The organism is Delftia sp. GW456-R20, from assembly GCF_001622915.1.
Taxonomy (GTDB): domain Bacteria; phylum Pseudomonadota; class Gammaproteobacteria; order Burkholderiales; family Burkholderiaceae_C; genus Comamonas; species Comamonas acidovorans.
In genome coordinates, this window is sequence record NZ_LWCN01000004.1 from 545,727 (window position 1) to 558,242 (window position 12,516).

General features: G+C 67.7%; 14 protein-coding genes. 8 read left to right on the forward strand and 6 right to left on the reverse strand.

What is annotated here, in order from left to right; all coding sequences use genetic code 11:
• Positions 1 to 3: 3 nt before the first annotated feature.
• Complete coding sequence (locus A4F85_RS07995) at positions 4 to 600, reverse strand: TetR/AcrR family transcriptional regulator (RefSeq protein ID WP_063327915.1); 597 nt, start codon at positions 598 to 600, stop codon at positions 4 to 6.
• Between the two features lie 122 nt (positions 601 to 722).
• Here A4F85_RS07995 and A4F85_RS08000 point away from each other — a divergent pair, with 122 nt between their 5' ends.
• Complete coding sequence (locus tag A4F85_RS08000) at positions 723 to 1,943, forward strand: MFS transporter (protein ID WP_063326259.1); 1,221 nt, start codon at positions 723 to 725, stop codon at positions 1,941 to 1,943.
• A 34-nt stretch (positions 1,944 to 1,977) separates the two neighbouring features.
• Here A4F85_RS08000 and A4F85_RS08005 read toward each other — a convergent pair whose 3' ends face one another.
• Complete coding sequence (locus A4F85_RS08005; protein WP_034393130.1) at positions 1,978 to 2,859, reverse strand: LysR family transcriptional regulator; 882 nt, start codon at positions 2,857 to 2,859, stop codon at positions 1,978 to 1,980.
• A 114-nt stretch (positions 2,860 to 2,973) separates the two neighbouring features.
• Here A4F85_RS08005 and A4F85_RS08010 point away from each other — a divergent pair, with 114 nt between their 5' ends.
• Positions 2,974 to 4,518 (forward strand): MFS transporter, encoded by a 1,545-nt coding sequence (locus A4F85_RS08010; protein ID WP_063326260.1) that lies wholly within the window; start codon positions 2,974 to 2,976, stop codon positions 4,516 to 4,518.
• Between the two features lie 92 nt (positions 4,519 to 4,610).
• Here A4F85_RS08010 and A4F85_RS08015 read toward each other — a convergent pair whose 3' ends face one another.
• From A4F85_RS08015 to A4F85_RS30480, 3 genes are all read right to left on the reverse strand, one after another.
• Positions 4,611 to 5,192, reverse strand: coding sequence for a Fe-Mn family superoxide dismutase (locus A4F85_RS08015; protein WP_012205408.1), 582 nt, complete (start codon positions 5,190 to 5,192; stop codon positions 4,611 to 4,613).
• Between the two features lie 318 nt (positions 5,193 to 5,510).
• A complete protein-coding gene (gene xseA / locus A4F85_RS08020; protein WP_063326261.1) occupies positions 5,511 to 6,848 on the reverse strand; it encodes an exodeoxyribonuclease VII large subunit in 1,338 nt (445 codons plus the stop codon).
• Positions 6,845 to 7,096, reverse strand: coding sequence for a hypothetical protein (locus tag A4F85_RS30480; RefSeq protein ID WP_139093503.1), 252 nt, complete (start codon positions 7,094 to 7,096; stop codon positions 6,845 to 6,847). The genes xseA and A4F85_RS30480 overlap by 4 nt, the downstream gene beginning before the upstream one ends.
• 147 nt (positions 7,097 to 7,243) lie before the next feature.
• Here A4F85_RS30480 and A4F85_RS08025 point away from each other — a divergent pair, with 147 nt between their 5' ends.
• The 6 genes from A4F85_RS08025 (at position 7,244) to adk (ending at position 11,390) form a co-directional block, all read left to right on the forward strand.
• Positions 7,244 to 7,876: a MotA/TolQ/ExbB proton channel family protein gene (locus tag A4F85_RS08025; protein WP_012205406.1), complete on the forward strand. Its 633-nt coding sequence runs from the start codon at positions 7,244 to 7,246 to the stop codon at positions 7,874 to 7,876.
• 31 nt (positions 7,877 to 7,907) lie between these two features.
• On the forward strand, positions 7,908 to 8,333 hold the full coding sequence (locus tag A4F85_RS08030; protein ID WP_012205405.1) for an ExbD/TolR family protein: 426 nt from the start codon (positions 7,908 to 7,910) through the stop codon (positions 8,331 to 8,333).
• A 13-nt stretch (positions 8,334 to 8,346) separates the two neighbouring features.
• Entirely contained in the window at positions 8,347 to 9,363 is a 1,017-nt protein-coding gene (gene lpxK, locus A4F85_RS08035) for a tetraacyldisaccharide 4'-kinase (protein ID WP_063326262.1), read from the forward strand.
• Positions 9,364 to 9,427: 64 nt separating this feature from the next.
• Positions 9,428 to 9,610, forward strand: coding sequence for a Trm112 family protein (locus A4F85_RS08040; protein WP_012205403.1), 183 nt, complete (start codon positions 9,428 to 9,430; stop codon positions 9,608 to 9,610).
• 67 nt (positions 9,611 to 9,677) lie between these two features.
• Positions 9,678 to 10,469: a 3-deoxy-manno-octulosonate cytidylyltransferase gene (gene kdsB, locus A4F85_RS08045; protein ID WP_063326263.1), complete on the forward strand. Its 792-nt coding sequence runs from the start codon at positions 9,678 to 9,680 to the stop codon at positions 10,467 to 10,469.
• Positions 10,470 to 10,733: 264 nt separating this feature from the next.
• The gene (adk, locus tag A4F85_RS08050; protein ID WP_012205401.1) at positions 10,734 to 11,390 is read left to right on the forward strand and encodes an adenylate kinase; all 657 of its coding nucleotides are present in this window, start codon (positions 10,734 to 10,736) and stop codon (positions 11,388 to 11,390) included.
• Positions 11,391 to 11,482: 92 nt separating this feature from the next.
• Here the strand turns inward: adk and A4F85_RS08055 are convergent, their stop codons facing one another.
• Positions 11,483 to 12,472 carry an asparaginase gene (locus A4F85_RS08055; protein ID WP_063327916.1) on the reverse strand — a complete coding sequence of 330 codons (990 nt, stop codon included), beginning with the start codon at positions 12,470 to 12,472 and terminating at the stop codon, positions 11,483 to 11,485.
• Between the last annotated feature and the right edge of the window lie 44 nt (positions 12,473 to 12,516).

Sequence of the window (12,516 nt, forward strand, 5' to 3'; positions counted from 1 at the left end):
CGCTCAGCCCCTCGCAGGCGCCTTCCACCCCTTGAGCGTCAACTCCAGCGCCTGCAGCGCCTGCCGCAGGCGTTCGGGGGGCGCCCCTTCCTCGGCAATCCAGAACGCGGATTCCACCAGGCAGCCATTGAGCAGGCGCGACATGGCCAGAGGATTGGCACGCACGATCACGCCGCGCTCCATGAGCTGCTCCAGGTAGCCGGCCACGAAGGCGATGCAGGCGCGGTGCTGCTCACCCTGTTCCGTGCCGGTGAGCACGGCGCGCGCATCCTGCAGCACGATGCGGCGTATCTCGCCCTCCTGCGCCATGGCAAGGTAGGCGCGGCAGTAGGCCAGGAACCCCTCCCAGGGGTCGACATGGTCGGCCAGCACCTGCTCCAGGCGTGCATCCATCTCGGCATCCATCTGCGCCACCACGGCGGCCAGCAGGCCCGGCTTGCCACCGAAATGGTGGTACAGCGCGCCGCGCGTCAGCCCGGCATTGGCCGTCAATTCGTCCATGGAGGCCTGGGAATAGCCCTGGCTGCCAAAGGCCTCGCGCGCAGCCTCGATGAGCTTGGCGCGTGTCTCCTCGATCATGCTGGCCCGGCTTTTGCGCATGGCGCACTCCATTCACATACAAAACGTATGCCAATGATACGGCGCGTCATGGGCAACCCGTAGAATCGCTGACATACGCCGCGTATGTGATTGCAGCGGCCTGTCCGTTTTCCGAGGTTTCCATGTTCCACGCCTACCGCCAGCTGTTCACCCGGCCCGGCACGGCCGCCTTTGTGCTGGCCGGTCTCCTGGCCCGCCTGCCCCTTTCCATGACGGGCATCGGCCTGATCACCATGCTGTCCCAGCAGCGCGGCGCCTACACGCTGGCCGGCGCGGTCGCGGCCTGCTTTGCGCTGTCCATCGCGGTGCTGGCGCCCCGCATCTCGGCCCTGGTGGACCGCCATGGCCAGCGCAAGGTCCTGCCCTGGGCAGCGGCCGTGAGTGCTGCCGCCATGTTCGCGCTGCTGGCCTGCGCGCATTGGCAGGGGCCGGATTGGCTGCTGCTGGTGCTGGCAGCGCTGGTGGGCGCCCTGCCCAGCATGCCGGCCATGGTGCGCGCGCGCTGGACCGTGCTGCTGCGTGGCACGCCCCAGCTGCAGACGGCCTATGCGCTGGAGGCCGTGCTGGACGATGTCTGCTTCATCGTCGGCCCGCCGCTGTCGGTAGGCCTGAGCATGGTGCTGTTCCCTGAGGCCGGGCCGCTGGCCGCCTCCTTGCTGCTGCTGGTGGGCGTGGCGCTGTTCGTGGCCCAGCGCCGCACAGAGCCGCCCGTGGACACATCGCAGCAGCGCACGCGCCAGCAGTCGCTGGCCCGCCATCCCGTGGTGCGCACGCTGGCGCTGTTCATGCTGGCCCAGGGCATCATCGTGGGCACCATCGACGTGGCCAGCGTGGCATTTGCCACGCAGCAGGGCCAGCCAGCGGCGGCCAGCATCGTGCTGTCGTTCTATGCGCTGGGGTCCTGCGTGATGGGACTGGTGTTCGGCACGCTGCGCCTGAAGGCGCCGCTGCACCGCCAAATTGCCTGGGTGGGCGCCTCGGTCTGCATCACGGCCGTGCCCCTGCTGCTGGCCACCAATGTGTTCACGCTGACCCTGGCCGTGTTGCTGGCCGGCATTACCTTCGGGCCGACCATCACCGTGGCCATGGGCCTGGTGGAGCAGCAGGTGCCGCACCAGCGCCTGACCGAAGGCATGACCTGGCTGCTGACCGGAATTGCCATGGGCGTGGCCCTGGGCGCGGCCGCCGCAGGCTGGGCCACCGACCTGTGGGGCGCACGCATTTCCTTCGTGGTGGCGCTGCTGGCCGGTGTCGCCATGTGGTCCCTGGGCGTGCTGGCCGCACGCCAGGCACGAGCGAAAGAGAGCCCGCCTGCCGAAGACGCAGCCGCTGCCTGCACCTGAACACGGCCCCAACGCCCGCGCCAGCCCAGACTGCTCAGGCCGTGGCCATCAAGGCCAGCAGCTCGGCCAGGCGCTGGCGCATCCACAGCGCTTCGGCCCCGGGCGCCAGCCCTTCCAGCCAGAGCATGCGCACGGTCAGCGGCGGCAGCGCGAGCCCCTCGCAGGCGCGTTGCCGCAGATGCGGGCGCAGATCGCCGAACTCGGCAATATTGACCGGCAGGATGGCCCAGCCCAGGCCGTCGGCCACCATGTCGGCAATCACATAGAAGCTGTTGGAGCGCCAGACGGCGGGACTGAGCACGGTGTCCTCCACGCCCTCGATGTGCATCAGCAACTGGCGGTGCGCGGCCAGCTGCCTGCGCGTGAGGGCCGCCGTGCCATCGAGCACATGGCCCTTGGCCACGCAAATGGTCTGCGGCACGCTGCCGATATGGCGCTGGGCGCAGGTGGCCGGCGCAGGCGCTCGGTCGAACTGGAAGGCGACCTGGGCACGCTGCGCCGCCACATGCTCGGCCACTTCGGAGGCCGTGCCGTTCAGCACGGTCAGCTCCATGGCCGGAAAGCGCGCCGCCAGCTCCTTGAACAGCTGGGCCAGCGGCACATAGGGCAATGCCTCGTCCAGCGCAACGGCCAGGCGTGCCTGCCCGCCTGCGGCCAATGCGCGGGCGCGGTGGTCCATGGCCTGGGCTTGGTGCAGCAGGGACCGGGCCTCCAGCAGCATCACCTCCCCTGCCGCCGTCAGCTGCACGCGGCGCCCCACGCGGTCGAACAGCTCCAGCCCCAGGTCGGCTTCCAGCAGGCCGATGGCCGTGCTCACGGCCGACTGCGCACGACCCAGGCGACGGGCAGCCTCGGTCATGGTGCCGGCTTCGGCCACCGCCACAAAATGCTTCAGCCTGTCGAGCGTCCATTCCATCCATCAATTTTATGGATGGAATCAAACTTTTATAAATCATTTCATTGATGGAAACTGTGGTTTTCATCAAGAAGGAAGCCCTGGCCCACAAGGCCCGGGGCAAACAGGTGCTTTATGGCGTTCACAACGCAAACCCAGAACCCCGTTTCGGGGCATCTTCCAAAATCCCAGGCGGCCGATCCGCGCCGCTGGCTGGTGCTGGCCATCGTCTCGGTGGCGCTGCTGCTCATCGTCATCGACATGACAGTGCTCTACACGGCGCTTCCGCGCCTCACGCATGACCTGGCGGCCACGGCCTCGGCCAAGCTATGGATCGTCAACATCTACGCGCTGGTGGTCTCCGGCCTGCTGCTGGGCATGGGCACGCTGGGCGACAGGCTCGGTCACAAGCGGCTGTTCATGGCCGGGCTGTGCGTGTTCGGCGTGGCATCGCTGTGCGCGGCCTTTGCGCCCTCGCCCGCCCTGCTGATTGCGGCGCGCGCGCTGCTGGGAGTGGGCGCGGCCATGATGATGCCGGCCACGCTGTCCCTGATCCGCCTGAGCTTTGCCGATGAGCGCGAGCGAGCTCTGGCCATCGGCATCTGGGCCTCGGTGGCCTCGGGCGGTGCGGCATTCGGGCCGGTGGTGGGCGGGCTGCTGCTCGAATACTTCTGGTGGGGCTCGGTGTTCCTGATCAATGTGCCCATCGTGCTGCTCGCCCTGCCCCTGGCCGGCTGGCTGATTCCCGCAGGCACGGCCACCTCGCAGCGGCCCTGGGACTTCATCGGCTCATTGCAGGTCATGGCAGGCTTGGTGGGCAGCACCTACGCCATCAAGGAAGCCGGCAAACAATCGCCCGACTGGGCCCTGGCCGCCGCGACCCTGGTGCTGGGCCTGGGCTTTCTCGCGCTGTTCGTGCGGCGCCAGCGCCGCAGCAGCGACCCGCTGCTGGACTTTGCGCTGTTCCGCAACCCGGCGTTTGCCACGGCCGTGGCCTCGGCCCTGGTGGCAGCGGCCGCGCTGATCGGCATGGAGCTCGTGTTCAGCCAGCGCCTGCAACTGGTGCAGGGACTGTCGCCACTGCAGGCCGGCCTGGCCGTGCTGCCGCTGCCGCTGGCCGCCTTTGTGGCCGGCCCCGTGGCAGGCCACTGGCTGCCACGCCTGGGCGGCGCGCGCATGCTGCCGGCAGCGCTGCTGCTGTCGGCCCTGGGCATGGGCGGCTATCTGCTGGTCCACGACATGGGCTGGTGGCCGCAGGCGGCGGCGCTGGCCCTGCTGGGCCTGGGCATAGGCGCGGCCATGACCACGGCGTCGAGCACCATCATGCAAAGCGCTCCCGCGGACCGTGCAGGCATGGCGGCCTCGGTCGAGGAGGTGTCATACGAGCTGGGCGGCGCACTGGGCGTGACGCTGATGGGCAGCCTGCTGTCGGCCGTCTATGCAGGCTCACTGCACCTGCCGGAGGGCCTGGACCTGGCCCTGCCCGACTCCGTGCGCGACAGCCTGGACGAAGCCCTGCTCGCTGCCGATCAGCTGATGCCCCAGGCCGCGCACCAGTTGACCGAACTGGCACGCACGGCCTTCGGCCAGGGCTTCAGCGCCGTGATCGCCAGCGCCACGCTGCTGCTGGTCTGCACGGCACTGTGGACGGGCTGGCGGCTGCGCGGTCAGCGCCGCTGAGCCGTCGCCTTCCTCTCAAAAAGCAAAAAGCCCCGTCCGGGGCTTTTTGCGTTGCGTGCACATGGCGTGCACACGTCGTACCTGCGCTTCGATCAGGCGAAGTTCTGCTCGGCAAACTTCCAGTTCACCAGTTGGCCGAGGAAGGTCTCGACGAACTTGGGACGCAGGTTGCGGTAGTCGATGTAGTAGGCGTGTTCCCAGACGTCCACGGTCAGCAGGGCCTTGTCTTCCGTAGTCAGGGGCGTGCCGGCGGCGCCGGTGTTGACGATGTCCACCGAACCATCGGCCTTCTTGACCAGCCAGGTCCAGCCAGAGCCGAAGTTGCCCACGGCCGACTTCACGAAGGCTTCCTTGAAGGCGGCGTAGCTGCCCCACTTCTTGTTGATGGCGTCAGCCAGTGCGCCGGTGGGCTCGCCGCCACCGTTGGGGGCCATGCAGTTCCAGAAGAAGGTGTGGTTCCAGATCTGGGCTGCGTTGTTGTAGATGCCGCCGGAAGACTTCTTGACGATCTCTTCCAGGGTCATGTTTTCGAATTCGGTGCCCTTTTGCAGGTTGTTCAGGTTCACCACATAGGCGTTGTGGTGCTTGCCATGGTGGTACTCCAGCGTTTCCTGGCTGTAGTGGGGTGCCAGCGCGTCAATCGCATAGGGCAGAGGGGGCAAGGTATGTTCCATGGTGTTTCCTTCGTGGTTGAAATCTTTTAGGACGGGCCAGCACCTGTTGCGCAGAGCGCCTGCAGCGCCTGCCGTGACCGTCGCGCGGGGCCTGCACTGCGCGCATTGCTGCGAGCCCTGGCCCTCACGCACCCGAACGGGCATTGTAGGAACAACTTCGTGACCCTGCGGCGAAAGCGCGCGCCAAATGGCCCATCTTGGCCCGCTGCTGCGGGGGTGGATGTGAATTGACCTTGATCCGGCCAATCGGCCTACACGGATACTGCCTGCCACCCGCCACTCCCCGCACGCCGAACGCTGCACACAGCGGGCCGCAGTTCAGAGCAGGCGCGGCTGCGTCACCACCAGGTCCAGGCTGCCGTCGGCCAGCTGCGCCTGCAAGGCCGTGCCCGGTGGCGCGCTGCGCGCCTCGGTCACGGGATGGCCCTCGGCATCGGTCAGCAGCGCATAGCCGCGCTGCAGCACCAGGCGCGGGTCCAGCAGCTGCAGGCGAAGCTCCATGCGCGCCAGGTGATCCGCGCGCCGGTCCAGGCCGCGACGCATGCCGGCAGGCAACTGCGCCTGCAGGCCCTGCCCCGCATGGTCCATGCGCTGCAACCGCAACTGCATGGCATGGCGCAATCGCTGGGCCTGGCGGCTGAGCTGCAGCCGGCTGCGGGCCAGTTGCTCGCTGGGCCGGCCCAGGCGCTGCGCTGCCAGGTCCAGGCGCTGCTGCTGGCGGTCCAGCAGCCGCTGCACACCGTCCTCCAGGCGGCCCTGCATGAGCTGCAGCGCACCCAGCCAGACCTCGCGCGGCTGACTCACCAGTTCGGCCGCCGCCGTGGGCGTGGGCGCGCGCAGGTCGGCGCAGAAGTCGGCAATGGTGAAATCGGTCTCGTGCCCCACGCCGCAGATCAGGGGCACCGGGCTTTGCACGATGGTGCGGGCCAGGCGCTCGTCATTGAAGGCCCAGAGGTCTTCAATGGAGCCGCCCCCGCGCACCAGCAAGATGGTGTCGATGGGCGGCGCGCCGGCCACCGAGCCATCAACCGAGCCCGCGCCTTCCCGCGCCAGGCCATAAAGCCTTTGCAGCGCATCGATCAGGGAGGCCGGCGCCTGCGCGCCCTGCACCAGGGCAGGCACCAGCACCACGGGGATGTGGGGCACGCGGCGGCGCAGCGCCGTGATCACGTCGTGCAGCGCAGCAGCCCCCGGCGAAGTCACCACGCCAATGCCGCGCGGCAGCGGCGGCAGGCTGCGCTTTCGGGCCGCGTCGAAAAGGCCTTCGGCCTCCAGCTGCGCCTTCAGCCGAAGGAACTGCTCGAACAGGGCGCCCTGGCCCGCACGCTGCATGCTCTCGACGACCAGTTGCAGGTCGCCACGCTGCTCATAGACGCCCAGCCGGCCCCGCAACTCGACCAGTTCGCCATCGCGCGGCGAAAAATCCATGAGCTGGGCCGCGCGCCGGAACATGGCGCAGCGGATCTGCCCGCCCGCGTCCTTGATGCTGAAGTAGCAATGCCCGCTGGCCGCGCGGGAAAAGCCGCTGATCTCGCCGCGCACCGCCACCGGATTGAAGCGCGCCTGCAAGGCGTCGCTCACGGCGCGGCACAGCGCGCCGACTTCCCAGACCAGCGGCGCCGCTGCTGGGTTCATTGCGCCGAATGCACCACTCATGCGGCCTCCCGGTCTGCATGCAGTGCAACATTCTCCACAGGCAGGCGGATGCAGACCCGAGCAGGCACTTTGGCGGCAATTTGCAGAAGCACTCTCAAAAACACCTCGCAAGCAATTGATTCATAAAGATTTTTTTGCTGCAACAAAGAATTCACATTTGTCACAGTGTCCATTCGCCGCCGCAGCGGCGTTTGCGCAACCCGCTTGATAACAAAGTTATCCACAGAAATCTGTGCTATAGCGACCATCCAAAATCCCGAATATGGGGAGCCGCCCGTTGCCTGGATGCTGCGCCGGGTCACAGTTTTCAGGCGATCGCGGACACGAGACGCCTGGACCGGCCATATGGCTGGGCCATAATCGTCGGCTGCAGTTAAACGCGGGGGGAAAACAACTTGCTGTCGATCATACAAGCCGCAGGCTGGCCGATCTGGCCACTGATTGCCTGCTCCATCCTGGCTCTGGCCCTGGTCTTTGAACGTTTCGTGGCGCTGAAAACGGCCCGCGTGGCGCCGCCCGCCCTGCTGGGCGAGGCGATTTCCGTGTCCTCGCGCGGCCTGCCCAGCCAGGAAGTCGTGCAGCAGCTGTCCCAGAACTCCACGCTGGGCGAAGTCCTGGCAAGCGGACTGCGCGCCCTGCAGGCCCATCCGGACAGCAGCGAAGAAGAGCTTCGCGCCTCCATGGAAGGCGCCGGCCGCGCTGCTGCCCACACGCTGGAAAAGCACCTGAGCGCGCTGGCCACCATCGCCTCTGCCGCGCCTTTGCTGGGCCTGCTGGGCACGGTGATCGGCATGATCGAGATCTTCGGCTCGCAAGGCGGCGCATCGGCCACCGGCGGCGGCAACCCTGCGCAGCTGGCGGCCGGCATCTCCATCGCCCTGTACAACACGGCCTTCGGCCTGATCGTCGCCATTCCGGCGCTGATCTTCTGGCGCTACTTCCGCGCCCGCGTCGATGGCTACCTGCTGGGCATGGAGCTGGCCTCCGAGCAGTTCGTGCGCCACCTGGTGCGCGTCGGCGGCAAGTGAACCCGCAGAACCCGCACGCGAGAGACCTGCCATGAACTTCCGTCCCCGCCGCCGTGACGAGCCCGAGATCAACCTGATCCCGTTCATCGATGTGCTGCTGGTGGTGCTGATCTTTCTGATGCTGTCCACCACCTACAGCAAGTTCACCGAGCTGCAGCTGACCCTTCCCGTGGCCGATGTAGAGCAGCAGCGCGACCGGCCCCGCGAAATCATCGTCGCCATCGCCGCCGACGGCCGCTACGCCATCAACAAGACCGCCGTGGAAGACCGCAGCGTCACCGGCCTGACCCAGGCACTGGCCGCAGCGGCCGTTGCCGGCAAGGACAGCGTGGTCATCATCAGCGCCGACGCTACCGCGCCGCACCAGTCCGTGGTGTCGGTGATGGAGGCCTCGCGCCGCGCCGGACTGTCCCAGATCACCTTTGCCACGCAGACCTCGGCCAGCGCCGGGCGCTGAGGGCAAGGCCTCCATGCCCGGGAATGGCCCCGCCCCCGCAGCCCGGGGGCTTCGCGCGGCCTGGCGCCACCGCGGCCCGCTGGCCTGCGCGCTCCTTCCCCTGTCCCTGCTGTACCGCGCCCTGCTGGGCCTGCATCGGCTGCCCTATGCACTGGGTTTCAGGCGTGCAGGCCAGGCCGGCATTCCGGTCATCGTCGTCGGCAACGTGATTGCGGGCGGCGCCGGAAAGACCCCCGTCACGCTCGCCCTGTCCCGCCATCTGCGGGACAGCGGCTGGAGCCCCGGCATCGTCTCGCGCGGCTATGGCCGCAGCACGGATGACTGCCGCGAAGCCACGCCCGAAAGCGCCCCCGCCGATGTGGGCGACGAGCCGGCACTGCTGGCGCGCGCCAGCGGCGTGCCGGTCTTCGTGGCCCGCAAGCGCATCGAGGCCGTCCAGGCCCTGCGCGCCCGCCATCCCCAGGTGGATGTGGTCATCAGCGACGACGGCCTGCAGCACCTGGCCCTGGCCCGCGACATCGAGCTGTGCGTCTTCAACGACGACGGCATCGGCAATGGCTGGCTGCTGCCGGCAGGCCCCCTGCGCGAACCCTGGCCGCGCCCCGTCACCGCCGTGCTGCACGCGGGCACCTGCCCGCCAACGGATGCGCCCGCCTTTGCGATGCAGCGCCAACTGGCCGCTGAAGGCGTCAATGCGCACGGTGAGCGCATTGCCCTGGCGGCCCTGCGCGGACGGCCCGTGGAGGCCGTGGCCGCCGTGGCCCGGCCCGAGGCCTTTTTCTCCATGCTGGCCACTGAACAGGGCCTGGCGCTGGAGCACGCCCAGGCGCTGCCGGATCACTATAATTTTGAGAGCTTCCAGCGCCTGGGACGCAATGAAGACCCACTGGTCTGCACCGAAAAGGATGCGGTCAAGCTGTGGCGCACCCATCCCCAGGCCTGGTCCGTTGCGCTGCAATTGCAGCTGCCGCCAGATTTCTGGGCGCTGCTGGATCAGCGGCTGCAGGCGCTGCGCAGGCCACGCGCCTGACTATCATCACCGTCTTGGCTGGCCGCCACGGCCCGCCCTCCCCCTCCAAAACACAGGATCCGCCATGGACGCCAAACTTCTCGAACTGCTGGTCTGCCCCGTCACCAAGGGCCCGCTGCGCTTTGACCGCGAGCACCAGGAACTGGTCTCGCGCAGCGCGCGCCTGGCCTACCCCGTGCGCGACGGCATCCCGGTGCTGCTGGAGGCCGAAGCCCGCACGTTGGACGACGACGAGCTCGAGGACTGATCGCGCCGCAAGGCCCGATTTCCGACAACGCCCGCGCCCGCACTTTCGACCTTCTCCGCAACGCACCATGCCCACCGCGCCCTTCACGGTTCTGATTCCTGCCCGCCTTGCCTCCAGCCGCCTGCCAGGCAAGCCCCTTGCAGACATTGCAGGCCTTCCCATGGTCGTGCGCGTGGCACAGCGTGCCGGCCTCAGCGGCGCCACGCGCTGCGTGGTCGCGGCCGATGACGAGAGCATCGTCGCCGCCTGCGCCGCGCACGGCGTTGCGGCCGTGCTCACGCGCAACGACCACGCCAGCGGCAGCGACCGCCTGGCCGAGGCCTGCGAACTGCTGGGCCTGGATGGCGACGACATCGTCGTCAACGTCCAGGGCGACGAACCGTTGATCGCTCCCGACCTCATCGATGCCGTGGCCGCCCTGCTGCCGCAGCGGCCCTCGGCCAGCATGGGCACGGCGGCACATGCCATCGACAGCCTGGCCGACTTCACCAACCCGAACGTGGTCAAGGTCGTCTGCGATGCCCAGGGCATGGCCCACTATTTCAGCCGCGCACCCATCCCCTTTGCGCGTGAGCATGCAGGCCAGGCATGGTGGGAGACGGCATCTGCAGCGGCAGCGCCGGGTCACCCCGGCTTCGCGCCCCTGCGCCACATCGGCATCTACAGCTACCGTGCCGGTTTCCTGCGCAGCTTCCCACAGCTTTCTCCCGCCCCCACCGAGGTGCTGGAGGCGCTGGAACAGTTGCGTGCGCTGTGGCATGGCCACCGCATCGCCGTCCACCTCACGCCCCATGCACCAGGCCCCGGCGTTGACACCCCCGAAGACCTGGAACGGGTGCGCGCCCAGTTGTCCGCCTGAATCCGATCCCGCATACGCCAATACAGATGCGCCAATGGCGATGCCCGGCATCGCCATTCACATCACAACTGCACATGCGGTTTTGTCGGACAGCAAAACGCAGTTTTTGGAGATTGCACAGGCGACAGTTTTGCCCTCTGCGTGTAAGCCAGTGTTAGCCCTGTGCGTGCTATCCTTGCCCGCGACAAAAATATGACGCATGGACTGTCCGCCCCGGTGGGCCGATCCGGCAGACAAGAATTTCTACTCTCCTCAAGGACTTCCATGAAACTGATTTTGTTGGGCGCACCCGGCGCCGGCAAAGGCACGCAAGCCGCTTTCATCTGCCAGAAGTACGGCATCCCCCAGATTTCCACCGGTGACATGCTGCGTGCCGCCGTCAAGGCCGGAACGCCCCTGGGCCAACAGGCCAAGGCCGTGATGGACGCCGGCCAACTGGTCAGCGACGACCTGATCATCAATCTGGTCAAGGAACGCATCGCCCAGGCCGATTGCGCCAACGGCTTCCTGTTTGATGGATTTCCCCGCACCATTCCCCAGGCAGACGCCATGAAGGCCGCCGGCGTGAAGCTGGACTACGTGCTGGAGATCGACGTGCCCTTCGATGCCATCATCGAGCGCATGAGCGGCCGCCGCTCCCACCCCGCCTCGGGCCGCACCTACCACGTCAAGTTCAATCCACCCAAGGTCGAAGGCCAGGACGACGTGACCGGCGAGCCGCTGGTGCAGCGCGAAGACGACAAGGAAGAAACCGTCAAGAAGCGCCTGGACGTCTACAGCAGCCAGACCCGCCCCCTGGTGGACTACTACCGCGCATGGGCCGAAAAGGAAGCCGCAGCGGCGCCCAAGTACCGCGCCATCAGCGGCCTGGGCTCGGTCGAGGACATCACCCAACGCGCACTGGCTGCACTGGCTGAGTGATGCAGGCCATGTGCCGCAACGAAAAAAGCACCCGCCGGGTGCTTTTTTGTTGACCGCCAGCAACTGAAGAAATGCCGGCGTCGCCGCCCGGCTCAATCGCGCGGCTGTGCTGCCAGCGCCAGCATCATCGCAATCCGGGCCTTTGCCACAGGCAGCTGCGCCAGATCAGCCTCTGCCGGGTTGGTCCCAAGGCCCGAGGCCACGGGCAGGCCTTCAGCGCAGCGCGTGCCCCGCCAGATCCAGACACCCCTGTCGCGGGCACGCTGCAAGGCCGCTTCCATACCTTCGTGAACCGTCGCATTGCCCGTGCCAGCCACGACGATGCCACGCACGCCTGCCGCCACCAGCGCATCCACGCCGCTGGCACGTGCCAAGGCGCCGCTGAACACCACCTCGACCCAGGGCAGCTCATCCAGCGCCAGCAGATCAGATGACATGGTCACAGGCACCATTGCCCGTATGGACGGTGCGGAGGGGGAGGACGGCGCATCGGGCACCAGCCAGCGCACACGCCCTTCCTCCACCAACGCCTGCGGCCCGCCTTCCACGGAGCGCATTGCCTGCAGCCGATAGGGATGGACCTTCTGCACCTGGGCTGCCGTATGCACCTCGCCACCTGTCACCACCCATACGCCGCTGCGCCCGCCGCTGGCAGCCACGGTCGCGGCATCGCGCAGATTCTGCGGTCCGTCTGCCAACAGGGCCGTGGCCGGGCGCATGGCGCAGGTCAGCACAATGGGCTTGGTGGCCGGCAGCAGGCTGTGCAGCAGCCAGGCCGTCTCTTCCAGCGTGTCCGTTCCATGCGTGATCACCACGGCGCGTGTGTCCGCATCCTCCAGTGCCTGCGTGCAGGCGCGCAGCAACGCGCGCCACACGGGCCAGTCCATATCCTTGCTGTCCACCTGCGCGATCTGCTGCGTCTGCACGGGTCCCAGCGCCTGCTGCTCCAGGTCCGGCACGGCCTCCAGCAGCGACTGCACCGTGATCTGCCCGGCCTTGTACCCCACGCCCTGCGACTGCGAATCCGCCCGGCCGGCGATGGTCCCGCCCGTGCCCAGAATCACCAACTTTGACTGCCCCACTTGCACCTCTTGGAAAACTGGTTAAAAATACAGATACTGTATAA